The sequence below is a fragment of the Vibrio mediterranei genome (assembly GCF_013364395.1).
Taxonomy (GTDB): Bacteria; Pseudomonadota; Gammaproteobacteria; order Enterobacterales; family Vibrionaceae; genus Vibrio; species Vibrio mediterranei.
Genome location: NZ_JABXGK010000008.1, coordinates 1,040,155 through 1,063,560 on the forward strand (window position 1 = coordinate 1,040,155; position 23,406 = coordinate 1,063,560).

Consider the following 23,406-nt stretch of genomic DNA (forward strand, 5'->3'; position numbering starts at 1 on the left):
TAGTTTACTTAGTTTCAATCATATCTTTGGCGATAGATAGAAACAAGCAAACGCTAACATTGTTCTGACATTTATTTCAAAGGTGAGATCATGGGCATATTTTATTCAGGTGATAAATTAGAATCATGAATGTTAATTGTCTACATCTTTAAATCTACAATAAACGAAAGCCTAAGGAACAATCTGAATCATCGTGGTTCTATCGAGAAGATGTTCATCAATGAGTTGATACAGCTCCTCTACCATCCTCTTTCGTCTTCCCCCTTCTTAACACGCTCATCTAACTATAACGATCCAACCTTGTACACAAGTTAATCAAATTTCACTTGATTTAACACTTGATTTACATATAGTTAACAACTGGTCTGATGAGACTTATATACAAATACAACTATAAAAATGGATTTTCTAGCTTTTCCGAAAGGACACAAAGATATGAAACAAAAAGCTCTCCTAATCCCTCTTGTCTGGGGAATAACACCTGCTGTCTTAGCCGCAGGATTTCAGGTAAACGAACACTCTGCTTCAGGCTTGGGCCGAGCATTTTCTGGAGAAGGTGCAGTTGCTGACAATGCGTCGGTACTTGCTCGTAACCCCGCAGCTATGACCTTGTTTAGTACGGCACAATTTTCTGGCGCCATTTCCGTCGTCGACCCTGATATTAACATCACCGATACGACTAACAACCAGGAAATGAAAGATGTCGCACCGATGCAAGTCGTTCCCGGTGCTTATTATATTTCTCCTATTAATGACCAGTGGGCATGGGGAATCGGACTGTTTAGTACCTACGGGGTGGCAACAGATTATCCAGATGCGAGTTATTCAGGCGACCTTGCTGGCGACACATCTTTAGTCTCAGTATCATTGAATCCTAATGTCGCCTATCGTATCAACGATTCGTTCTCCATTGGAGCTGGGGTAAATGCCGTCTACGCCCACGCCAAGTTGAATCGTCACAAAGGGATCTTAGCGGATGCGGTCTTCGGTGGTTCTCCAAGTGATAAACTTATCTCCATGGAAGGTACCACTTATGCATTTGGTTGGAACCTCGGTGCTCTGTACGAAATTAATGAAAACAACCGATTTGGTTTTTCTTATCGAAGCGCGATTGACCTAGCATTTAAAGATGGTGGCTTCTCCAGCTATGACACGGGGATCTCTACCCCAGCAGCGACCAAAGCCGACTTAGATGTCACACTTCCTGCCATTTGGGAAATCTCCGGCTATCACAAGTTCGCTAGCCGCTGGGCAGTTCATTATGGCATTCAACGCACTGAATGGAGTGACTTTACAGAACTTAAAGCCACATCATCAACATGCACTGGGGGTACTCCCCCTGGAGTGTGTTTTTATAAAGAAGAAGACTACAAAGACAGTAACCGCTATTCACTCGGGTTTACTCACTTCTTAAATTCAAATTGGACTCTACGCGCTGGTTTTGCTTACGACGAACAGGCCGGAAAAGCGACGTTGAGTATTCCGGACTCAGACCGTTACTGGTACTCAGCTGGTTTGACTTATCGTATCAATGACAAGATGACATTGGATGCAGGTTTTACCTACATCGATGCTAAATCCGGGTCATTTACTGAAAAGAATAAGCTAGATGAAGAACTCGTATTCACTGGTAAATCCGCCGCTTATATAAGCGCGATTCAGTTTAACTATCAGTTCGATTAATGCCGGGAGAATAACGATGAAAAAGCTACCACTAGCGCTAACCATTTCAGCTTCACTACTCATCTCTGCTTGCGGAGATGAAGGTGAACTAGTTGGTACTCCAACGACACCAAACTATGAGCCTTACATTCAACAGTCACTTGCACAACCAACCAAATTAGCCTTTACATTACAAGGCAGCAATGCAGACGTGCCGTTTCCTACATTTGCGTTAATGAACCAAACTGATGGAACATTAGAATTACCAACCGGCGGAGATGATTCACTATCAAACCCGATAGCAGCGATGGGCCAGATGGATGGATGGTCTACTACTTCGCCTATTTCTGTTAAATTTGGTGCCCCACTAACGCTATCACCAGATCCTTCGTCTGTAACTATCATTAAGCTAACTGAAGGTTTGACATCCGCATCACCAGCGCCGGAAAGCGTACTAACTTATGGTACAGACTTTGTTCTAAGCACTACAGGTAATAGCCTCGTCATTGCTTTACTCAAAGCCCTAGAGCCATCGAGTGAATATATCATCGCAGTAAACGATAAGCTCCTTGATATTAATGGTGAAGCGGTCGGTACATCTCAAGGTTATGCTGCCTTGAAATCAAGCTCAAAAACCTACACCGAAGGCACATTAGCAAGTGCACAAAAAGTGGTTCAAGGGACTGAACAACTCATAGCTGCCGGTACTTCAAACACAGTAAACACCACTAATATTGTCTATTCCACTTGGTTTTCTACTCAATCTGTTGGACAAACTTTGTTTGCGACTAAGTCTATGATCGCGGCTACTCTGCTGCCTGAGTACTCGCCAAGTGATATTTGGAAAGGAGTGGCGAACCCCAACAATGTAGCGATTGATAGTTTGGGTCAAATGACGTTTGGAGTGCCAGAAGACTATGCACAAGCTCTCGCCAGTGATAGCAATTTTATCAGTTACATCAATACCGAAGATGCACGTAACAAGCTCATTGGTGTTTATGCTAATGCGGGCACTGTTACCGTCACAAAGGGGTCTGTCAAACTGCCTTACTACCTAGAAACAGATGCGAACTGGAACAGCCAACCGTTTGAATCAGGCTCACCCAGTTTAGCCGTGATTAACAGTATCATTAGTGACGACGATGAAAAGGCTAACTTTGTGACACAGTTAGTTGCCAAGGGGATTGATCCTAGTGCTTTTGAATCCGATCCAGCATCGCAACTACCCAAACTAATGGGCACTACTTTTACTAAGTTGGATGGTTCACGGTATGACGAAGAGCGTATTATCACTCGTTACGCACCAGTCCCAGCTGTAAAGTCGTTACCGGACGTCAACTTTTTACTGTTCACTCCGACATCAGGTAGTATTTCTGGTTTAGTGATTTACCAACACGGTATTACTTCGGCTAAAGAGAACGCTTATGCTTTTGCCAAGAACTTTACTGATGCAGGTTTAGCGTTAATTGCCATTGATGCTCCCATACATGGTGAGCGTAGTCTTGACGCCCAACGTTCAGCCAACGTAAGCGTGTTAGCGTATATGAATCTGAGTGTCTTACCAGTCGCCAGAGATAATATTCGTCAGTCCATGTTGGACTTGATGACATTACGATATGCTATCTCAGCAAATCAAGCAGCTGGTGCATTGGCATCAACTCCCTTAGCTACTTTGCCAAACACCACTACAACACAACCTAGTTTCTTAGGACACTCATTAGGTGGTGTTTTGGGAGTCCCAGCCGTAGCGCAAGCTAACGCCAAAATGGGTAACACTGCCGATTCTATGTTTGGTTTTTCCAGAGCAGCTTTCGTCAACTCAGGAGGCCAAATTGCGAATTTACTCTTTGGCTCTGGATTCTACGGCCCGTACATCACACACAATATTGCACTTGAAGGTAGTACCGGTTACGGTTCTTATGCGAGTGCTAATTGTAGCGGAATATCAGAAGCGCAATGTTTAACAGACTTTGAGAGTACATCAAGCAGTAACTTACCTGCTCTACTGGCAGAAAACTTACAGTTTATCTACGCAACTCAAACCGTAGTAGATGCCGCTGACCCTTATACCAACGCAGACACGTTGATTGCAGAAGGAACACCTGTTTATATGGCGCAAGTGAAGGATGATGGCACAGTGCCTAATAACGTTCTCAGTGCCAAATATGTCACGTCATCACCAATGGCTGGTACTGAACCTCTTGCTACAAAATTTAGATTAGAAGTGTTCGATAGTTCGAAAGGGAGTGGTAGTAGTACTTCTCCATTTGTACGTTTTCGTGATATTGGTAAACACTCTACCTTCATTTCGGTCCAAGACACCGATAACCTGAGTGATTTAGCGTATCACGCAGAGATGCAATCGGAAGTTGTTAGCTTTTTAGCCACCGGAAGTAGTGCAATTTCTGACGCTAATTCAGTGTTAGAATAGAAGTTAATTAAGAGATATAAAGCGAGTCGTAGACTCGCTTTTTTCATTTTAATACATCAAGAGACATCAACAACTCTGCTATCATCATCAGCTTGGTAACGTGCCCATATCTCCTCAAGAGTTTCAGTCTTGAGACTTATCCCTCTCTCTTTTAGAAAATCCTCGTTGTACAACTTTGAGTAGGAACGATCCGCCAAGTCACAGCTAAAAGTAACTATTGTTTTTCCTTTGCCCATTCTCGCAGCAGTGTACAGCGCTCCCGCAACGTTCAGTGAAGAACTGCTGCCAAGAACAATACCGTCATGTTCCGCTACCAAACGAGAGATAGCTACTAAATCCTGATCAGGCAAAGTGATTGCGTGGTTGATTTTCGCCTGCCTGAAGTTATCTACCGTTCTCATAATGCCTATCCCTTCGGTAAACGAACTCCCTGTAGATTGGTATTCTCCGTTTTGCAGAAAAGAATGAATACCTGAGCCATCAGGGTCGACCAGCCACGTTTTCAGATTTGGCTGTTGCTGCGAGAGGTAGTGAGAGTTTCCGGCAATTGTACCACCTGTCCCTACTACAGACACTAATGCGTCTATATTGCCTTCGGTTTGTCGCCAGATTTCGGGGCCCGTGTTTAAATAGTGCGCTCGGTAATTGCTTAGGTTCTCAAACTGATCAGCCCACCAGTAATCTTCATGCTCCTCACCTATCCTCTTGGCAGTGTGGTAAAAGTGTTCAGGGTTTGCAAATGGGCAAGGGTCGACTAGTAACAGTTCTGCGCCATAGAGGGAAATCATTCGTTCTTTTTCTTTCGCCTGCCCTTTTGGCATCACGACCAACATCTTGTAACCAAGTGCCTTAGCCACTAGTGCGAGCCCGATGCCGGTATTTCCTGCGGTCCCTTCTACTATAGTCATACCGGGTTTTAGTTTTCCCGCGTCAATGGCATCGGTCACCAACTGAAGCGCGGCTCTATCTTTTATTGAACCACCAGGGTTCTGTTGTTCGCACTTGAGAAGGATGTTACAACCTGATATCTCTGAAAGGCTATTAATTCTGACCAGATCGGTGTCACCGATGAGTTCACTGACATTGTTTGCAATAGAGGCAATTGACATAATGGCTCCACTTATCTATCTGATTTATTTAGCGTGTATCTTTATTGTTAATTATCATAAGCGTAGTTAGGTGGATTGCTTAGTCAAGATAAGCGCAAAGGAAGATGGTATTTATAAAGCGCTTTCGTATAGAGAAGCTCGACGGAGTTTGGTATTTTATCTTAAACCAATTACACATCAGACCACTCGTACATTCAGTGTTTAACGCCGTAATAGCAAGGTCAACGGGTCAAATGGAAACGCCTGTAAAACTCTAAAGGAATCAATTTTTCATGTTACAGAAAACGAAACATGCCTTAGTCGTCGAAGGCGGCGCTATGCGAGGCATCTTTGCCGCTGGGGTTTTAGATGGCTTTATCGACCATAATTATAATCCTTTTGATTTTTGTATTGGAGTTTCTGCAGGGGCGACTAATATAGCCTCGTGGTTATCCAATCAACGAGGACGAACCTACACCATCATTGCTGACTACTCGTGTCGTCCAGAATTTATTAACTTCCATAACTTTGCTAAGGGTGGTCACTGGTTAGATCTCGACTGGTTATGGGATCATATCGCGATACATTATCCCTATGATATGCAAGCATTTAACGAGCAGCCTATTCCTTTCCATATTGTTACAACCGACATTAACACAGGAGCTCCTGTATACACATTAGGATCACAAAGTAATTTAGAAATGATTCTAAAGGCATCATGCTCAGTGCCTGTCGCCTACCGAACGCCTATAGATATCGATGGAAGAAAGATGATTGATGGAGGAGTTGGTGATTCAATTCCCGTGATTGAGGCGTACAAAAGAGGCGCTAAGGTCATCACAGTGGTTCTGTCGCAAAAGCAAGGCTATGTCAAACGACCACCTAAAGCACCTTGGCTACTGCGTCGATTTATGAAAAACACTCCTCTACTGGCAGAAGCTATGATCAACCGCGCAGATCAATATAACCAAACGATGGAGTTTATTAACAACCCTCCACCCGACTGCAATATTCACGTTATTACTCCCGAAGATAGTTTTTCTGTGGGACGGCTAACAACGAATAAAGACAAGCTTGAAGCGGGATATCAGATGGGGTTAAGAGCAGCAGACAAAGCGGTACAGCAAGATACATAAAGTGTGTTGTCTTTGCGCTCACCATTTTACGAATAGCTAGAACTAAAAAAGCGAGCACTAGGCTCGCTTTGAACTATTCATTTTCTATTCTGGTTACAGCAGTTCTACCGACTGCTGTGCAATCACAAACTCTTCATTCGTCGGAATAACCATTGCTACAGCACCTAGCATCTCAGATTTACCGATGATGCCAGCGTTTCCGAAGCGAGCATCTTCGTTGCCTTTCACATCTTCTTTAAAGCCAAGAAGTTTTAGGTTGTTTAAAATCTCGCTACGGATTGGCATAGAGTTTTCACCAATACCACCTGTGAAGATGATGCCATCAAACGAATCTAAAGCTGCTAGGTAAGATGCAATGTATTTTGAGACGCGGTAAGTAAACACTTGGAATGCTAGTTTAGCGCCTTCATGACCTTCTTCCATCGCTTCTAAGATGCCACGTGCATCGCTCGTTAGTCCAGAAACCCCTAGGAAGCCCGACTCCTTGTTAAGTGCGTTAAATACTTTGTCCTGTGGCCAACCCTTTTTCAAAAGGTATTCAATAATCCCTGGGTCTAGGTCGCCACAACGAGTACCCATCATTAGCCCTGATAATGGCGTGAAACCCATTGAAGTATCGACTGAATCACCATTGTTGATAGCACATACAGAAGCACCGTTACCAAGGTGGACTGAAATGAAGCTAGACTCTTCAATAGGTTTATTGATCATCTTCGCTGCTTCGCGGCTTACAAAATAGTGGCTAGTACCGTGGAAGCCGTAACGACGGATGCCGTAGTCGGTGTATAGTTCATTAGCAATAGCACCAGTGTATGCACGCTCAGGCATTGTTTGGTGGAACGCTGTGTCAAATACTGCAAACTGAGGAAGAGAAGGAAATGCTTCCATCGCTGCTCGGATACCGATAGCGCCTGCTGGGTTATGTAGTGGAGCAAGATCCGCAAGCTTTTCAATTTCCGCTGTTACTTCTTCGTTGATGCGTACAGTCTTAGTGAATTTCTCACCACCGTGAACAATACGGTGACCTACAGCAACGATGTTCTCTTGTAGGCCAAGTTCATCTGTTAAACCCACAAGCTTGCTGATTGCAATTTTGTGGTGACTGTCGTCACCTTCGATAGCGATTTCAGTTTTTTCACCATTAAATTTCCAGCTCATACGAGATTCAGGAAGGCCAAAGCACTCTCCAAGACCAGACAGAACTGCTTCACCACTTGCTGAGTCGATTACAGCGAATTTCAGAGATGAACTACCAGAGTTAATCACGAGAACAAACGAATTAGACATGGGGGGATATCCTGTTTTGAGCATTGATGGAAGACGACTTCCTAATATTTGTTTGTATTATTCAATATTTTTTGAATCTTTCAACTTTCTTTTATACAAACAACTATATCAAAATGATATTTATTGATAATGATCAAGGTCAGATTTAATTCACATCTTGAATTTAATCGGTTATATCCCTTGATTATAGGGCAGTTTTGCATCAGTTGCATATTCGTCATACAAAAAAGCCGGGCATGAGCCCGGCTTTCAACTATTTTTGAATAGAAGCGATATTATGCTTCATCACGACGATTGCGTGAGAAACTGCGCTCGCCACGGTGACTGCCACGATGGTCACCACCACGGTTACGGTCAAAACGACGCTCGCCATCACGACCACGACCACCTTCACGGTTGCCATCGCGGTTACCACGATAACCACCACCCTCACGGTTGCCACGGTAACCACCACGGTTGCCATCACGGTTACCGTCACGACGACCACCATCACGACGACCACGAGGCTCACGGAAATCAGTGAAGTCTACCACTACCGCACCCGCTTCTTTTTGGCGAATACGTAGTTTACGAAGTTTACCAGCAACATCAGAGGTCATTTGCTTTGGAAGCTGAACGTAAGTTGACTCACGATCTAGCTTAATTGCACCAATAGAACCTTTAGTTAGGCCAAGCTCATTCGCAAGTGCACCTACGATGTCTTTAACTTGAACGCCTTGCTCACGACCTACTTGCAGTTGGTATGTATCCCAATCGGCAGTGTTGAAGCTACGACGACCATCACGGCCTCCGTCACGACCACCCTCACGGCGCTCTTTACGACGTTGCTTATCACGCTCGATAGCCGCGATCATTGGATCTTCACCAATGTAGAATAGAGGGCGTTTGCCTTGTTGACGCTTAAGTAGAATCGCTGCCAATGTTGCTGCATCGATTTCTAGGCTTTCTTGTAGTTTCTCTACAAGCTCAGCGAATTTGTCTAGAGACTTATGCTCTTTCTCTTGCTCAAGCTCTGCACCTAGTTTAACTAGACGAGCTTCTGCAACTTTGTCACGTAGAGGAAGTTGGATTTCTTCCATTGATGACTTAGTCACTCGCTCGATAGTACGAAGCATACGGATTTGGTTAGTGCGAACTAGAAGAATCGCCTTACCTTTACGTCCAGCACGACCAGTACGACCGATACGGTGGATGTATGACTCAACATCAAACGGGATGTCGTAGTTAAATACGTGTGTAATACGCGGTACGTCAAGGCCACGTGCAACAACGTCAGTCGCTACTAGGATGTCGATAACACCTTGTTTGATGTGGTCAACAGTGCGCTCACGCAAAGATTGAGGAATATCACCGTGTAATGCTGCCGCTTTAAAGCCACGTGCAGATAGCCAGTCAGCTAGACGCTCAGTATCTTGGCGAGTACGTACGAATACGATTGACGCGTCTGTTTCTTCAGTTTCAAGAAGACGTGCCATTGCTTCGTCTTTCTCTACACCTTTAACAACCCAGAACTGCTGCTCTACTTTGTCTACCGTGTGGTTTTTACCAGCTACGTCAACGTACTCTGGCTCACGCAAGAAACGATCAACGATCTTCTTAAGCATTGGAGGCATAGTCGCAGAGAATAATACGCGCTGTGCTGTTTCTGGTGCGTGCTCCATGATCTCTGTTACATCATCAACAAAGCCCATGTTAAGCATTTCGTCTGCTTCATCAAGAACGAACGTGTGTACTTCGTCTAGGTGTAAACGGTCACGGTTGATTAGGTCTTGAACACGACCAGGAGTACCAACAACAATGTGAGCACCGTTTTTAAGTGCACGCATTTGATCAACGATAGATGCACCACCGTAGATCTCTAAAACTTTTAAACCATTGATGTTTTGACCAAGGTTTTTCATTTCCGCTGCAACTTGGATAGCAAGTTCACGAGTCGGCGCAAGAACCACAGCTTGTGGTTTACGTTGGTCAAGATTTAGCTTGTTAAGCAGTGGAAGAGAGAATGCAGCTGTTTTACCAGTACCAGTTTGAGCTTTACCTAGCGCATCTTTGCCTGCTAGCAAGTGCGGAATTGCCGCAGCTTGGATAGGAGTTGGAGATACGAAACCCATTCCGTCAAGAGCAGAAAGGATTGAGTCGTTCAGCGCTAAATCGCTAAACTGAATTGAAGAATCTTGCATTGGGATCCCATTTATCAATTATTAACTAAGGTCCCACGAGCTCTACCAATTCCAAACTGATCCAGATTGCTTCTAAAGCAAACCTTAAAGAGCTGATTCCATTCAGATGCGGATAAGTAGCAAATCGCATCAAGCCGCTAGGGACGTAAACAAGGAGGCGGATTATTCCCTAAAAGCACAAAAAAAGCCAGAAAAAATTGAAATACATCACAATTTTCTTCTCGATGACAAAATTCTGTATAAAGCGTCATCAAATTTACATCTAATACGCTTAAAACCTAGCCTTTCCTGACTTATTTCGGCTAGGCATATTCCGGGCATTTGGGTATAGTGTCGGCACTTTCATCGTTAAGAAGTAGATACATGTTCCAAGACAATCCGTTACTTGCACAACTTAAGCAACAAATCCAAGAAACCCTTCCCAAAAAAGAAGGGACGATTAAAGCAACTGAGAAAGGGTTTGGCTTCCTAGAAGTTGACGCGAAAAACAGTTTCTTTATTCCACCTCCATACATGAAGAAATGTATGCATGGAGATAAAGTTGTTGCAATTATCCGTACTGAAAAAGACCGAGAAGTAGCGGAACCACAAGAACTTATCGAACAGGCTGTCACACGATTCATTGGCCGAGTCAAACTTATCAAAGGAAAACTTAACGTTGTTCCTGATAGCCCTACTCTTAAAAAGCTCACACTTAAAGCCAAAACTAAGAAAGGCATTAAGTCAGATGATCTAAATGACGGTGACTGGGTCGTAGCATACATAATTCGTCACCCATTAAAAGATGATGGCGGTTTCTTTGTTGAAATCACGGAAAAGATCACAGACACCAATGACAAAATCGCACCTTGGTGGGTAACATTAGCTCAAAACGATTTACCAAAGACTGAACCAGCCGGCCTTGAAAACTGGGAAATTAACGATCATTCCGATTTAGAGCGTATCGACCTAACAGACGTTCCATTTGTCACTATCGATGGCGAATCAACAAAAGACATGGACGATGCACTTTATGCAAAGAAAAATGACAATGGCAGTTTTGAACTCACCATTGCTATTGCTGATCCAACCGCTTATATCACACCAGAAGACGATATGGATAAAGTCGCCAGAGAGCGCGGCTTCACTATCTACCTTCCGGGACGTAATATCCCAATGCTACCTCGCGATTTAGCGGACGATCTCTGTTCGTTAATTGAGAATGAAGTACGTCCAGCGATTTGTTGCAAAGTCACAGTAAGTGCTGACGGCGTAATTCAAGATGATATTCAATTCTTTGCTGCCAACATAAAATCTCATGCACGTCTGGCTTACGACAATGTGTCTGATTGGTTAGAAACCGGAACATGTGACAAATGGCAACCAAGTGAAGAGATCGCTCAAGTAGTTACTGAACTAAATGAGTTTGCCAATGCTCGCGCGCAATGGCGCGAGACACACGCCGTTGTGTTCCCTGACCGTCCAGACTATCGCTTTGAGCTTAGTGAAGACAATGACGTCGTGGCTATCCACGCAGATATGCGCCGTGTAGCCAACCGCTTGGTAGAAGAGTCCATGATTACCGCCAACATTTGTGCTGGCCGTGTTCTGAGTAAAGCGTACGGCTATGGCGTTTTCAATACTCATCTTGGCTTTAAAGCGGACAAGCTGAAAGATGTTGTAGAGCTGGTCAACCAAGGTAAAGAAGACAACCTTTATACTGAAGAAAGCCTGTCAACTCTTGAGGGATTTGCTCAACTCCGCCGTAATCTTGGTGGTTTAGATTCAAGCTACCTAGATAACCGGATTCGCAAGTACCAAGCGTACAGTGAAATCAGCAACCAGCCAGATGCTCATTATGCAATGGGCTTGGACGTGTACGCGACGTGGACATCTCCTATTCGTAAATATGGCGATATGGTCAACCATCGTCTGTTGAAAGCCTACATTCTTGGCTCTGAACCATCACAACAGCCAGATGATGCTTTAGGTGAAGAGCTTGCTCTACATCGTAAACACCATAAGATTGCTGAGCGTACTGTAGGTGATTGGTTATATGCTCGTACACTTGCTGACGAACCTAAGAAACAAACACAGTTCACCGCAGAAATCTTTGATATCAATCGCGCCGGTATCCGTGCCCGTTTGCTAGAAAATGGCGCTTCTGTGTTTATTCCAAACCCACTCATCGTTGACAACAAAGAGCGCATTGAAGGAAACAACGAGAACGGCACGGTTTCTATTGATAAAGAAGTCGTATATCGTCTAGGGGACACGTTTAAAGTAACACTGAACGATGTGAATCAAGAAACACGTAGCCTAATCGCTAAGCCTGTTGAAGTATTTGCTGATGCACCTAAAGATGCATCAACAGAGCAAAGCGATGAAACGGCTAAATAGCCAATAGCATCTCGCTAGATAACACAAAAAGGGAGCCATCGGGCTCCCTTTTTAATATTAATGATGTTTTGTCGTTCATGCGTCACCAAAAGTACGCTTTAGGATCTTTCTCAATCTCCCTCATCACCGCGGTAAGGTCCGTACTTTTACCCAGAAATGGATACGGCATCCAGTTGTCCCCTTCATCTTCATCGGGAACGAAAATCGACCATTCTCTGGTATTGGAATCGAATAGGACTTTAACGACGACACTGGTGTAACTGGAAGAGCTTGAGTCCAATAGATAATGAGCTTTAGAAAACAAGACGCCATGCTCAACCATTTCAAACAAGGATTTACCCAATTCAACAGGCATGCTCTTGTTACGGTTGCTGCAAACAATTTCGGCACATCTTTCTAGGCGACATTGTGACATTTCGATAAGTGTCATATACCCCACCTTTTGGCTGACTATGTGTTTAATATAACTGCTTTTTGGATAATTTGTTAGCGTTCGACGCCACACAGTAACCATTTTTATCCTCTAATTTATTGGCTATGCAACTCCACTTCACAAAAGTGTCACACAAACGAAATATGATGTGGCAAATTCTCACTTTAATTGGAGTTTCTCTATGCTTCGCGTCGCTTTAGCCGCTCTACTCTCCTTCTCCGCTGTAAACACTGTAGCAGCACAAGAAGTCAATATTTCTGGTTCTACATCTGTTGCTCGTGTTATGGATGTCTTGGCAGAACAATACAACACGTCACACAGCGACACGTTCATAGCCGTTCAAGGAATCGGTAGTACAGCAGGTATCACCCTAGTAGAAAAAGGGGCGGCGGATATCGGTATGAGCAGCCGTTATCTTACAGAACGTGAAAGCAGTGAAAGTCTAGACGTTTTTCCTATTGCCTACGATGGTCTAGCTATTGTGGTCAACCTGGCAAACCCGGTTCAAGACCTCTCTCGAGAACAGTTGTTTGACATCTATAAAGGAAAAATTAATAACTGGAAGCAAGTTGGTGGCCCAGATCAGAAGATTGCAGTTGTGACACGTGAGGCCTCTTCAGGCACGCGTTCAAGTTTCGAAAGTCTGTTGGGCTTGACCCAAATCATCAATGACAGACTAGTCTCTGATATCAATCCAACGAACCTCGTTGTAAATAGCAACAGTATGGTAAAGACCATTGTTAACAACAACCCACACGCCGTAGGTTACATTTCTGAAGGTTCTGTCGACCGTTCAGTTAAGGCTATTAAGTTTGAAGGTGTGGAAGCAACCACCAAGAATATCTCCGAAGGGAAATACAAGCTCGCACGTCCTTTCCTTTTGCTACACAAGAAAGATGACATTGATGATGACGCGGATAAATTCATTTCTTTCGTGCTATCTAATGAGGGACAATCCCTCATCCAAGAATATGGCTACACGCCTATTAAAAAGTAGTAAAGTCATCGCTACATTAGGGAAAGCATTTGCTTTCCCTTTTTCGTCTCTACCAAGATTGGAATCGTTGAATACATAATTACGACACTTCTGTCATTTCCCATGTTATCGCAACCTGCTATGTTGTTAATCAGAAATGGTTTATCCCCAATAGGAGTCTATTCATGATTGTCACCACTACTCAAACCGTTGAAGGAAAGCGTATAGTTGCTTACAAAGGCGTGATCGCCGGCGAAGCGATCTTAGGTGCCAATGTCTTTAAAGACATGTTTGCTGGCCTGCGAGATATTGTAGGCGGACGCTCGGGCACCTATGAGAGAGAGCTACAACGTGCGCGTGAAATCGCACTAAAAGAATTAGAACAAAAAGCCGCTGATGCTGGCGCGAACGCTGTTGTGGGTGTCGACCTTGACTATGAAGTACTAGGGACTGGCAATGGCATGTTAATGGTGTCGGCGAGCGGCACTGCAGTTGTTGTTGATTAAAGACGAATAGATAAGGCAGCGAATGCTGCCTTATTTGATCACTCTAAAAAATATCAAAGTTTGGTTACAGTCAGCGTTGGATTGGCTTTATTTGTTGCATCCAACTTGAAACGATAGTTTCCCTCTTCAGCAATATTTATAGTGACATTACCATTGCTACCTGCAGTAAGAGTGCTTGCCTCACCCAAAGTAACACTCACTTCGCCACCAAAGTTTGTCTCTGCGTTCCAAGATGCATCGGCGACCTTCATATTAAAACTTCCCGTTTGCACTTCTATATCTAACTGGTAAATATTATTGGCAATATAGCTAAACTTGGCATTGGAATTTTCCGCAGGGGCATCCCATGTCGTGATCGATCCACGTAAGTAGAGTTCAGTACTTCCGAATGGTGCGATACTAGATACATCTTTATTACTGTTGTCTATCGGCAAGCCTACACCCTGGCTCTCACCTTGAGGAAGTACAAAGACAGCGGTTGTCAATGCTGGTACAGAGAAGATTTCATTACTAAATGAGGCTGTTTTCACTTCACTATCATAAGACGATTTTTGAACCGGATGTAGTTCAAAACCGCTAGCTCCTTCAATCTTGAACTCCTTAGTAACTGCCGTAGAGTTAACCACAACCACCACCGCATCATATGCAGAATCAAGATCAGCACCCGCACTGGTTCCATCATCAATCGTCATGACAATTAAACCTTGTATTTGACCCTGACCAACGTTGCGGAAATCGACTCGTTTCATGACCTCCTCAGCACTATCTAAGCGGAACAGCTCACTACTACTTCTAATTTTAAGTAACTCTAAGAATTGTTGTTTGGTTAGTTCAATGTCCGTTTGAGACGGTTTGACACTAGGATCGGCTATGATTTTTCTGATCAAATCCCAGTTAGCACCATCTTTGTCTTCTCGAGGTAAACCAACATTCCAGTTATTGTCTGAACCATCGAAGCGAACGCGATTATACCAATCTCCTGAGTCGTAGGAATCTCGCTGCATCGACTTAGACCGCAATAGCTCTGAGCCCATGTGAATAAATGGAATACCCTGCCCCAACATTACGGTTGAAAGCGATACAGTCTGCATTCTAGCTCGCTTCGCCGAATCTATCCCTGTCGCAATCTTGTAGGCGTTGTTGTCCCAAAGTGTTTGGTTATCATGCTTCGATACGTAAGAGATATTCTCCGATGGGAACTTAGTATAGCCTGCCGGGGCGCCATTATAATCCACATCTTTGCCGCGTTTAGTCTCACCAGTGTAATCCAAGAGAACATAGTCAGCTAAATTGCCCGCCATACCTAAACGGACGATATCTTGGTTGTGAAGTCTATCGTTTGTTGTTTCAACTGATTCGATTACCTCTTCATTAGGATAAGCCGCATTACCAAACCCTTGATTAAACCTTAGTGCATGGCGGCCATCGCTGTTAACGCCGCCATCAAAAGGACTACCACCACGTACTGCGTCACGCAATCGATCAGAAAACGTACCAATTTCAGTACCAGCCATAGCTAGCTGTGTGGCTTGCTCGAATCGAGCATGATTAGAAACTTCACCGAAATCCCAACCTTCACCATAGAAAATGGTATCGGGATCAATCGCTTTCACTTTCTCTAACGCATAAACCATCAAGTCTTTTGGTTGGTGCCCCATAAGGTCAAAACGGAAACCATCGACTTTGTAGTCATCAGCCCAAACTAATAGTGAATCAACCATTAGCTTACCCATCATCAAGTTTTCCGTCGCAGTATTGTCACAACAGGTCGAGTTTTCTACGCCTCCGGAATTGGCATTGAGCCTGTGATAATACCCAGGAACAATTTTATCCAACACTGACTTATCATTTACGCCAGAGGCATTGGTGTGGTTATATACGACATCCATGACGAACTTAAGTCCCATATCATGAGTCGCTTTTACCATTTGGCGGAACTCTTTGATTCTTAGTGAACCTTCAGCATCAGTAGCGTAACTACCTTCAGGAACTGTGTAATGGAATGGATCATAGCCCCAGTTAAAACTGTCATACATTCGTAGGTCATTCATCAAAGACTGCGCATTCGCGCTCGCCGGGTCATAGTTTTGCAATAAATCTTCAATGACCTGCCCACTATCTGCTGTAGAACAAACCACAGCTTTAGCATTAAGAGCACATAGTTCACCGACCGTATCGGTAATATCAACTCTCTTGACCTCATCAACCGTAGCAATATCAAACACAGGTAATACATGCAACGTTGTTAAGCCCGCTTGTTGCAATGACTTCAGATGTGTTACTGACTCTCGAGTATCTTCGGTTAGTGCTAAATACTTACCATTCAATGCTTCCGTCCCTCTAGAATCACTGAAGCTAAAATCACGTATGTGAGATTCGTAAAGGACATGATCCTCAGCTTTAGATAATTGAGGACGAGAATAGGCTTCGTCATTCCAACCTTCAGGTATTAATAACGTATCATCGAGATCTACAACTTGAGAATATAGAGAATTTGCAGACACGCTAAGTGAATATGGGTCGGTTACCAATCGCTGCTCCACTTTACCCGTCGTAGGATGGTACACCTTAACGTCGTAACGATAGAACTGGTTAAGCGCTCCACTTACGCCATCCGAGGACCATATGCCAGTATCTGCATCTTCGGTCATTGGATATACACTATCTAGGGTCTTATCTTCATTATAAACTTCTACCGACACTGACATTGCTGTTGGTGCCCAGAGTTTAAACGTCACATCGTTTCCTTCAACAATAGCACCGAGTGTTTGAGCTATTGCATTACCTCCATCTTTTGAGGCAAACACAGAGTCAAGAACCCCGGCTGTTTGAAGCTCAGTGGCGGTAATAATTTCATTGCTCTTGTTATATGCGACTATCACAAGTTGTTTTTTTAAAAGTGTATGTCGTGTCTCCGCATTCACATCAATGTTGAGGGCAGTCAAGCTCGCTAGGTGCTTATAACGAGCTTTGAGTTCCTCAGGCAGCTCACCAGAAATGGTGAGTTCAACGTGTCCATCTTGTCCACGAATAGACCTATCATCATTCATTGTGATGCTGCCGTCTTCGCTGTAGACCAAAACCACTTTATCTGCTGTCGAGGCAGCCTCCCAACCAATTGTGGTGCCATCTAACCAATGAGCGGCGCGCCCATCGATCGCAACAGGTCTCTCTACAGTAGGGACGTAATAAATTTGGCTACTGCCATGGAAACCAAATAATCCCTTGCTGTCATCAAGTTGACGTAGTTGAACCTTGTGATTTCCACTCCCAAAGGCTTTCTCATCTCCTTTGTGAAGTAAAAAGTTCATACATTCATGAGGGTCTGATGCATCTGGGTCCACTTTCAAAACATAATAAGCGCCATAAGTAGAGCTGACCCCTGTATAACCATATGGAGCATCCCAGCTCGTGCCACTATCACCAATATTCATTGCTTCTAGGTCAGTACTTTCACAGCCTTCGCCGTTCCATAGGTGTAACCCCCAACCACCGTACGGGTCACCAGATTGAGCCGCTGAGTCACGTTTGTAATAGATGACGACTTCATTCTCGCCAGCCTTATACAAGCCATCCACATCGCCACTATTGCCACCAGCCTCTGTTCCAGACTCACTATTCGTATTGCATCCTGCGAGTAATACAATTGAAATCAGTGGTATAAGCGTTTTAGCTACCACTGTCATCTTCGGTTTATTATCGTCCACTTTTCAACCTTTTATTATTGAGGGTAAATCGGTTAGTTCACCCTCTATGCTATGAAAAGTGATGCTCAACAAAATGTGAACAATGCATGTTAAGTTTTTGTATCGGATAAAATAACAGAGCGTTTGAAGCACTATCACATACTGGGAAGTCTTAGCACCACATTATGCAACACAGTGCTCACTTTGATCTTACAGATTTTAAAGGCTTAGATACTGGGGCGTAGAGTTTGAGGATGATAACTCAACCTGCAATTGGCGACTTGGATCAGATTTTGTTATGACCTTATTTTCAACTCAAAAATATTAAGCTGCTACAAGCGGCGTTGTTTTGGAAACATCAACCAATAATGAAGTTCGCAGGCAATATGGGAAAGTAATTTATTGTTGATTGACAGATGTATCAGCTACGACAGCCACCCCACTCTAAATGACACACCTACGAAGACAAATACAACAGAAATTATGGTTACTGGAATAATATGAAGTGCCATGTCTACAAGGTTGTCCTTGGATAGCTTTGGGATTACTCGAAAACGCGCATCGAGAGCCAAAGTAACCGTTAGAGCAAGCAAAACCAATTTCGCCGCAATACCATGAGCTAGTGGAATTGACATATCGAACCATAAACTAACATCAGGAAGGAGCTGATAAGACATCATCAATCCCGTAGTCACTTGAATAACTAACGCTGGCATTCCGATCTTTTCATAGTTCTGCTCGAACTCAAGTAGCATTTCAGGTGACTTGTATTTCAATACTTTAGGTAGGACTACAACACTCAAAATTAGATGACCACCCGTCCAGATTGACGCACCTAAAATATGCAGCACTAAAAGCCAAGCAAACATGTGCCTTCCCATTTCTTGTTCTGTTAAATTAATCTTAATTATTAACATATTGAACAATAAAGATATGACGAGGATCATACAATTGTAATGATATTTATTATCGTTTATTTGAGTATTAGAGGTAAGGCACTTAATAGAGCTAAAGAACTGTGCGTAATTTATGACTACGCAGAGATAGATTAGAGGGAGTGGAGGCGCCTCCCGGAGTCGAACCGAGGTCCACGGATTTGCAATCCGCTGCATAGCCACTCTGCCAAGGCGCCTTAATTTGGGTGCTAATAATTAGCGAATAGATGGTGCCCCGGGCCGGACTTGAACCGGCACAGCGCGAACGCCGAGGGATTTTAAATCCCTTGTGTCTACCAATTCCACCACCAGGGCACGCAATTTCTTGCGATGCCGATTACTGAACAGTAAAACACCATCTGTTTCTTACCGCAGTTGCAGTAAGACTTTAATTTTGAGCGACTCACTAGGTTTCCGTTCTTCAACGGTCTTGGTGTGACGTTAATCTTGGCAAGGTTGCCTATAACAGTCTCGCTAGTCTCGCATACGTTTTCATCGGGGTTTCCCGTGAGAACGAGGTGTACTTTAACGGATTAAGTTTTTGCGTCAACAGTAAATTTTAACTTTATGAATCAACTGACTAAATATCGAGCCAAGCAGTATGAAGGCCATACAAATCGACTAATTCAGCACCACTTACAAGTTAGCGATCTTGCGATCCAATTGATATTTTTCGTCTGTAATGATTTTCTCAAGTACTTCAACGCGCTCAGATAAGCTTTTTATTTGTTGTACCAACTCGCTATTTAAACCTTCCGCCCCTTCCATGGCTTTCTCTAGTTCAATCGCCCTCATTTTTTCGCGATGAGCGAAAAATGTTCGCAGCATACCTCGACCAAAAATAGCGCCAAAAATGATGAGAACAACCAAGACTTCAGACATAAGCACCTCCACGAATATAGTGATAACTCACCATAGTCGTCGACTAACTTAAACGCAAACTGTTAACAATGCTGAAAATGGATTTCGAGGCTTAGGTCTCAGACAAGGTGAATTAGCTGTCCAAAACGTTAGTGAGTACAGTGAGGGAGAATTCTTAGAGCCAGAAAGAACGAAACCCCGACGATTGTCGAGGTTTCTGAATAATGGAGGCGCCTCCCGGAGTCGAACCGAGGTCCACGGATTTGCAATCCGCTGCATAGCCACTCTGCCAAGGCGCCTTTCTATTAACACACTGAGCTGCTGCTCCGTCGTGTTCGGGGCGTACTTTACGGATTACTCAACATTAGTCAAACAAAAAACGATATTATCTCTTCGTTTGTCCAGATTAACGGCAATATGCTTAATCAAGCAGCGATCTAATGGACTAAGCGTTCTCACAGTCACATCTCTTAGTGTGTTTCACCACTTCTTCATCAAGCGTCCCACCAAGTTTGGATGATAGGACCAGCAATGATCAAACATACTCATCAGTGCGGGGTTGCCATACTTAGAAAGGTTGATGGCGTGAAAGCGGTTTTTACGCTCTTTTAGTTGGTCGACTTTTTGTATCACCTCTTCGGATTGTTCCGGCGCGATGAAGTCGGAAATCACAACCATGTCTGCGTTTTTATAAGTATCAGTCCCCATCAAATCGATAGACTGAACTAATACTGGCTCTAAGTCAGTTCCACCATGAAAAGAATAGCTAAGAAAATCAGCAGCTTCTCGCAAACCATCTTGCTTAGTCAGTTCATACGTAATGTGTGTAGTAGAAAACAGAATCACATAGCATTCACGATCTTCAGCTAAAGCAATTTGCATCAGTGCGTAAGCCATTGCTTTGGCACACTGCTCAGGAAATCCACTCATCGAACCAGATGCATCGATACAAACAATAAATGGGCCCTTCTCTATTTCCACCTTACTGTTATCGGGTTTACTAGTTCGTACTTTTTTGAGCGTGCGTGATTTTCCTTGAGTTTTGTAGTTCATTAAGCGTTTATCAGCGAGATGTTTGTAAAACACCACTTCCAATTCGGGATAAGCGAGAAACATGGTTTCATTAGGAAGCAGTTTATTCAGATCGTCGGACTCGTGAATGCCTACTATATCATCCGTCGCCTCATCACTTTGCTCTTCAACCATCTCAACATCATCAGCTTGTGCTTTGTTAAGTTCGGGATCATCCTGATCATTTGCCATTCGTCCAAGCTGTTCTGCTATCTCTTGTAGTCCCTTATTCTTCTTGAGAAACTCGGCATGGTTGTGCATCACTTTTAGATCAGTCTTGGTGAGCTTCGCTGAGGCCATATCCCACAAACGGCCCATAGCAGCTTCATCACCCTGCTCCGTCACGGTATCCATGTTTTGCATGGTTTCCATTCGTTGATACAAATCGGCGAGAAACTTCTCTTTACTTGCTTCTAACTCAGAGACCTCGGCTTGTTTAATCGCATCCGCTAGGCTCTTGTACCAAAGATCGCAAAAGAAACGGGGAAACATGGGATTATTGACTGACTTGTTTTTTTCTAGCAGACGCCTCGCCTGCATGTAGAACGCAGAATGCCACTCAAGTTGCTTGACGACATCATTAATGCGTTCAAAAAATGTCGCTTCATCCCAGTGGATGACCTCTTGATAGAGTGCAAGTTCCTTTTGGAAACGTTCAGTCTCACAAACACGAGTCATACGTTTTTTTACCGAGCCACGCCACTTCAACAAATGGCCTTTGACTGCAGAACGAACGCCGCGCTTTTCTGTGAGCGCAACAACTTGAGAGCGAGCCATCAAATCATTAACTGCCGAATCAATTAGACCTGAATCAGCAATCATTAGCGCCAAGTTTAATCCGTCTGCTCCGAGCATCCATGCCTCCGGTGTTTTATCTTACGATGTCACTCAACCAATTTGGCTAGCCATCAAATTAAGCAAAGCTCCTAGTTAAGCAAAGTTCCTAAGCGAGCTTTCTAGGCAAAAAAGTCATTTAATCCTTTGATTCTGGCGACTGCTTTCTCAGCTTCGGCATTAGTCGTTTCAAGTGTTTGCGTGACTGTTTGTAAGCTCACTTCCATCTCTGTTGGTATCTCTTGCTGAATAAAACCGTGTGGTAGAGCTCCATGGAAGTTAGAGCGTACTTGTCTAAGGTGATATTCTGCATGAGTAAGCTGCGTTAATACCTGATCAGCTCTTGTCGTCCACTCTTGAAGTAAATTGGAGTCAATACCAGAAGTGGTTACAAGCGTGGCTAGAACAGAGCGATTAGCGATATCTTTAATAACGAGGTTATTGGCAGCGTCAATATCAAGCTTCAAGCGGCACAAATGCGTATTTTGGTTTACATAACCATACACCTCACTGCCACCTTCTTTGATGGCTCGGCTAAGCTCATCTTTTGCTACATAGACCCAACGGCTATCGCCTTTTTCACTCTCAGATACTGACATGTTGCTTTGCAGCAAGACCAATTTGACTAGGTCCGTAGCCGGACCAACTTTGTATGATTTAGCGTTGCTAATATCGTATTGGTATACATCTTTTCGAAGTAGCCCCGTCGTGGATTCCATAGAAAGAGGCATCGCAAACTCAGCTTCGATTTCATCTTGAATATCAGCCAATTGCTCCTTACCTTCTTCGATCTGTTGGAACACTTCCTGTTGATCAAAGGCGTAGTTCAACGCAAAGTCACGAACAACATCGCGAACAATTTCTAGTGATTCTGGACTGTTCCACAAACAGTCTTGTAGTAGTAGTAAGTCGAGCGGGTTGACACTATCGCGACCATTAAAGAACGCACTCGCCTTGAGGAGTTTTACCGCTTTCTTCCAACGACGGTCGGAAACATAAAGATCTGACTCCGAGAGTCTGCCTTGGTTTTCTTCTGCTGCGGACTCTAGCAAGGTTTTAAGTTGATAGAGTTTTTCAAAGACGGAATCAGTCAACTTGACGTTATCAAGTTCACGTTGCCATTGATGATATTCCTGATCGGTAATCGCCAAACCTTCGGGGATCTTCGCTTCTTCACTCGTGCCAACCGTTAACATTGATTTGAAGTTCTGTTTATTCTGAATACGATTCACAAATATGCGTACCAACATACGGTCATAGAGAGCTTCCAAACCGCTGTCTTCATCGGGCAGTTCATTTGAGGCGGAAACCAGCAAGCGCATAGGCACTCTTTCAATATCACTACCGTTCTTAAATGTTTTCTCATTCACGACGGTTAGTAATGTGTTTAAGATCGCAGGACCTGCTTTCCAGATTTCATCTAAGAAAACCACTTGAGCGGTAGGTAAGTAACCTTCGGTTAATCGTAAATAACGTCCGTTGTCTTTGAGCTCTTGAATACTAAGAGGGCCAAACACCTCTTCAGGGGTAGAAAAACGTGTCATCAAGTATTCAAAATAACTACTGTTATCAAATGCTTGTATCAATCGCTTCGCAATTAGGCTCTTAGCTATTCCAGGCGGGCCAAGCAAAAAGACACTTTCTCCTGCAAGGGCGGCTAATAAGCAAAGCTTTATGGTCTCTTCTCGTTCGTAAACGCCATCGGAAAGTGCTGAGGCGAGTTTATTAATTCGTTCAGATAGCAACGCTTTATCAGCGTGGGAAACAACTGTGGGCTTTATCATGCCAATACCTCTGTGCACAAAACAGGAATGCATAAATGATTTTATACATTTGTTATTATTATGTTACAAGATTTTTCATTCATGCTTTATTTAAAGCATGACCGCAAACCTAAAATTATCAAGCTGATTTTTATAGAGTTTTGTCACTAAGAGTCGC

At 43.6% G+C, this 23,406-nt stretch carries 15 protein-coding genes and 3 tRNA genes; 6 read left to right on the forward strand and 12 right to left on the reverse strand.

What is annotated here, in order from left to right:
- Window positions 1–435: 435 nt before the first annotated feature.
- Window positions 436–1,683 carry an outer membrane protein transport protein gene (locus HOP38_RS21735; protein WP_198558963.1) on the forward strand — a complete coding sequence of 416 codons (1,248 nt, stop codon included), beginning with the start codon at window positions 436–438 and terminating at the stop codon, window positions 1,681–1,683.
- Window positions 1,684–1,699: 16 nt separating this feature from the next.
- Window positions 1,700–4,093: a VolA/Pla-1 family phospholipase gene (locus HOP38_RS21740; protein ID WP_198558964.1), complete on the forward strand. Its 2,394-nt coding sequence runs from the start codon at window positions 1,700–1,702 to the stop codon at window positions 4,091–4,093.
- A gap of 56 nt (window positions 4,094–4,149) precedes the next feature.
- Here the strand turns inward: HOP38_RS21740 and HOP38_RS21745 are convergent, their stop codons facing one another.
- Window positions 4,150–5,202, reverse strand: coding sequence for a cysteine synthase A (locus HOP38_RS21745; protein ID WP_006071694.1), 1,053 nt, complete (start codon window positions 5,200–5,202; stop codon window positions 4,150–4,152).
- Window positions 5,203–5,474: 272 nt separating this feature from the next.
- Here HOP38_RS21745 and HOP38_RS21750 point away from each other — a divergent pair, with 272 nt between their 5' ends.
- Complete coding sequence (locus HOP38_RS21750; RefSeq protein WP_198558965.1) at window positions 5,475–6,317, forward strand: patatin-like phospholipase family protein; 843 nt, start codon at window positions 5,475–5,477, stop codon at window positions 6,315–6,317.
- Window positions 6,318–6,410: 93 nt separating this feature from the next.
- On the opposite strand, the gene HOP38_RS21755 is transcribed toward HOP38_RS21750, so the two are convergent.
- Window positions 6,411–7,604 carry an acetate/propionate family kinase gene (locus HOP38_RS21755; protein ID WP_198558966.1) on the reverse strand — a complete coding sequence of 398 codons (1,194 nt, stop codon included), beginning with the start codon at window positions 7,602–7,604 and terminating at the stop codon, window positions 6,411–6,413.
- A gap of 275 nt (window positions 7,605–7,879) precedes the next feature.
- The gene (locus HOP38_RS21760; RefSeq protein WP_006071603.1) at window positions 7,880–9,784 is read right to left on the reverse strand and encodes a DEAD/DEAH box helicase; all 1,905 of its coding nucleotides are present in this window, start codon (window positions 9,782–9,784) and stop codon (window positions 7,880–7,882) included.
- A 363-nt stretch (window positions 9,785–10,147) separates the two neighbouring features.
- On the opposite strand from HOP38_RS21760, the gene rnb reads away from it, so the two are divergent.
- On the forward strand, window positions 10,148–12,163 hold the full coding sequence (gene rnb / locus HOP38_RS21765; RefSeq protein ID WP_198558967.1) for an exoribonuclease II: 2,016 nt from the start codon (window positions 10,148–10,150) through the stop codon (window positions 12,161–12,163).
- Window positions 12,164–12,245: 82 nt separating this feature from the next.
- Here rnb and HOP38_RS21770 read toward each other — a convergent pair whose 3' ends face one another.
- Window positions 12,246–12,593 carry a DUF3024 domain-containing protein gene (locus HOP38_RS21770; RefSeq protein WP_006069662.1) on the reverse strand — a complete coding sequence of 116 codons (348 nt, stop codon included), beginning with the start codon at window positions 12,591–12,593 and terminating at the stop codon, window positions 12,246–12,248.
- 184 nt (window positions 12,594–12,777) lie between these two features.
- Between HOP38_RS21770 and HOP38_RS21775 the strand changes: the two genes are divergently transcribed.
- The gene (locus HOP38_RS21775) at window positions 12,778–13,593 is read left to right on the forward strand and encodes a phosphate ABC transporter substrate-binding protein (RefSeq protein WP_198558968.1); all 816 of its coding nucleotides are present in this window, start codon (window positions 12,778–12,780) and stop codon (window positions 13,591–13,593) included.
- A gap of 164 nt (window positions 13,594–13,757) precedes the next feature.
- Entirely contained in the window at window positions 13,758–14,078 is a 321-nt protein-coding gene (locus HOP38_RS21780) for a heavy metal-binding domain-containing protein (protein WP_006069660.1), read from the forward strand.
- Between the two features lie 53 nt (window positions 14,079–14,131).
- On the opposite strand, the gene pulA is transcribed toward HOP38_RS21780, so the two are convergent.
- The 8 genes from pulA to HOP38_RS21820 all read right to left on the reverse strand — a co-directional run bounded on the left by pulA (window position 14,132) and on the right by HOP38_RS21820 (window position 23,249).
- Complete coding sequence (gene pulA / locus HOP38_RS21785; protein ID WP_198559372.1) at window positions 14,132–17,764, reverse strand: pullulanase-type alpha-1,6-glucosidase; 3,633 nt, start codon at window positions 17,762–17,764, stop codon at window positions 14,132–14,134.
- A gap of 425 nt (window positions 17,765–18,189) precedes the next feature.
- Window positions 18,190–18,633 carry a CopD family protein gene (locus tag HOP38_RS21790; protein WP_031496996.1) on the reverse strand — a complete coding sequence of 148 codons (444 nt, stop codon included), beginning with the start codon at window positions 18,631–18,633 and terminating at the stop codon, window positions 18,190–18,192.
- A gap of 189 nt (window positions 18,634–18,822) precedes the next feature.
- Window positions 18,823–18,896, reverse strand: a tRNA-Cys gene (locus tag HOP38_RS21795).
- A 31-nt stretch (window positions 18,897–18,927) separates the two neighbouring features.
- A tRNA-Leu gene (locus tag HOP38_RS21800) sits at window positions 18,928–19,014 on the reverse strand.
- 321 nt (window positions 19,015–19,335) lie between these two features.
- The gene (locus tag HOP38_RS21805) at window positions 19,336–19,581 is read right to left on the reverse strand and encodes a hypothetical protein (protein ID WP_006069657.1); all 246 of its coding nucleotides are present in this window, start codon (window positions 19,579–19,581) and stop codon (window positions 19,336–19,338) included.
- A 204-nt stretch (window positions 19,582–19,785) separates the two neighbouring features.
- A tRNA-Cys gene (locus tag HOP38_RS21810) sits at window positions 19,786–19,859 on the reverse strand.
- A gap of 181 nt (window positions 19,860–20,040) precedes the next feature.
- A complete protein-coding gene (viaA, locus tag HOP38_RS21815; protein WP_198558969.1) occupies window positions 20,041–21,486 on the reverse strand; it encodes an ATPase RavA stimulator ViaA in 1,446 nt (481 codons plus the stop codon).
- A gap of 101 nt (window positions 21,487–21,587) precedes the next feature.
- Window positions 21,588–23,249 (reverse strand): ATPase RavA domain-containing protein, encoded by a 1,662-nt coding sequence (locus tag HOP38_RS21820; protein ID WP_198558970.1) that lies wholly within the window; start codon window positions 23,247–23,249, stop codon window positions 21,588–21,590.
- Between the last annotated feature and the right edge of the window lie 157 nt (window positions 23,250–23,406).

Bases quoted from the DNA above. Each gene is read 5' to 3' on its own strand.
- HOP38_RS21735 (WP_198558963.1), top strand. From the start codon at position 436: ATGAAACAAAAAGCTCTCCTAATCCCTCTTGTCTGGGGAATAACACCT.
- HOP38_RS21740 (WP_198558964.1), top strand. From the start codon at position 1,700: ATGAAAAAGCTACCACTAGCGCTAACCATTTCAGCTTCACTACTCATC.
- HOP38_RS21745 (WP_006071694.1), bottom strand. From the start codon at position 5,202: ATGTCAATTGCCTCTATTGCAAACAATGTCAGTGAACTCATCGGTGAC.
- HOP38_RS21750 (WP_198558965.1), top strand. From the start codon at position 5,475: ATGTTACAGAAAACGAAACATGCCTTAGTCGTCGAAGGCGGCGCTATG.
- HOP38_RS21755 (WP_198558966.1), bottom strand. From the start codon at position 7,604: ATGTCTAATTCGTTTGTTCTCGTGATTAACTCTGGTAGTTCATCTCTG.
- HOP38_RS21760 (WP_006071603.1), bottom strand. From the start codon at position 9,784: ATGCAAGATTCTTCAATTCAGTTTAGCGATTTAGCGCTGAACGACTCA.
- rnb (WP_198558967.1), top strand. From the start codon at position 10,148: ATGTTCCAAGACAATCCGTTACTTGCACAACTTAAGCAACAAATCCAA.
- HOP38_RS21770 (WP_006069662.1), bottom strand. From the start codon at position 12,593: ATGACACTTATCGAAATGTCACAATGTCGCCTAGAAAGATGTGCCGAA.
- HOP38_RS21775 (WP_198558968.1), top strand. From the start codon at position 12,778: ATGCTTCGCGTCGCTTTAGCCGCTCTACTCTCCTTCTCCGCTGTAAAC.
- HOP38_RS21780 (WP_006069660.1), top strand. From the start codon at position 13,758: ATGATTGTCACCACTACTCAAACCGTTGAAGGAAAGCGTATAGTTGCT.
- pulA (WP_198559372.1), bottom strand. From the start codon at position 17,764: ATGACAGTGGTAGCTAAAACGCTTATACCACTGATTTCAATTGTATTA.
- HOP38_RS21790 (WP_031496996.1), bottom strand. From the start codon at position 18,633: ATGTTTGCTTGGCTTTTAGTGCTGCATATTTTAGGTGCGTCAATCTGG.
- HOP38_RS21805 (WP_006069657.1), bottom strand. From the start codon at position 19,581: ATGTCTGAAGTCTTGGTTGTTCTCATCATTTTTGGCGCTATTTTTGGT.
- viaA (WP_198558969.1), bottom strand. From the start codon at position 21,486: ATGCTCGGAGCAGACGGATTAAACTTGGCGCTAATGATTGCTGATTCA.
- HOP38_RS21820 (WP_198558970.1), bottom strand. From the start codon at position 23,249: ATGATAAAGCCCACAGTTGTTTCCCACGCTGATAAAGCGTTGCTATCT.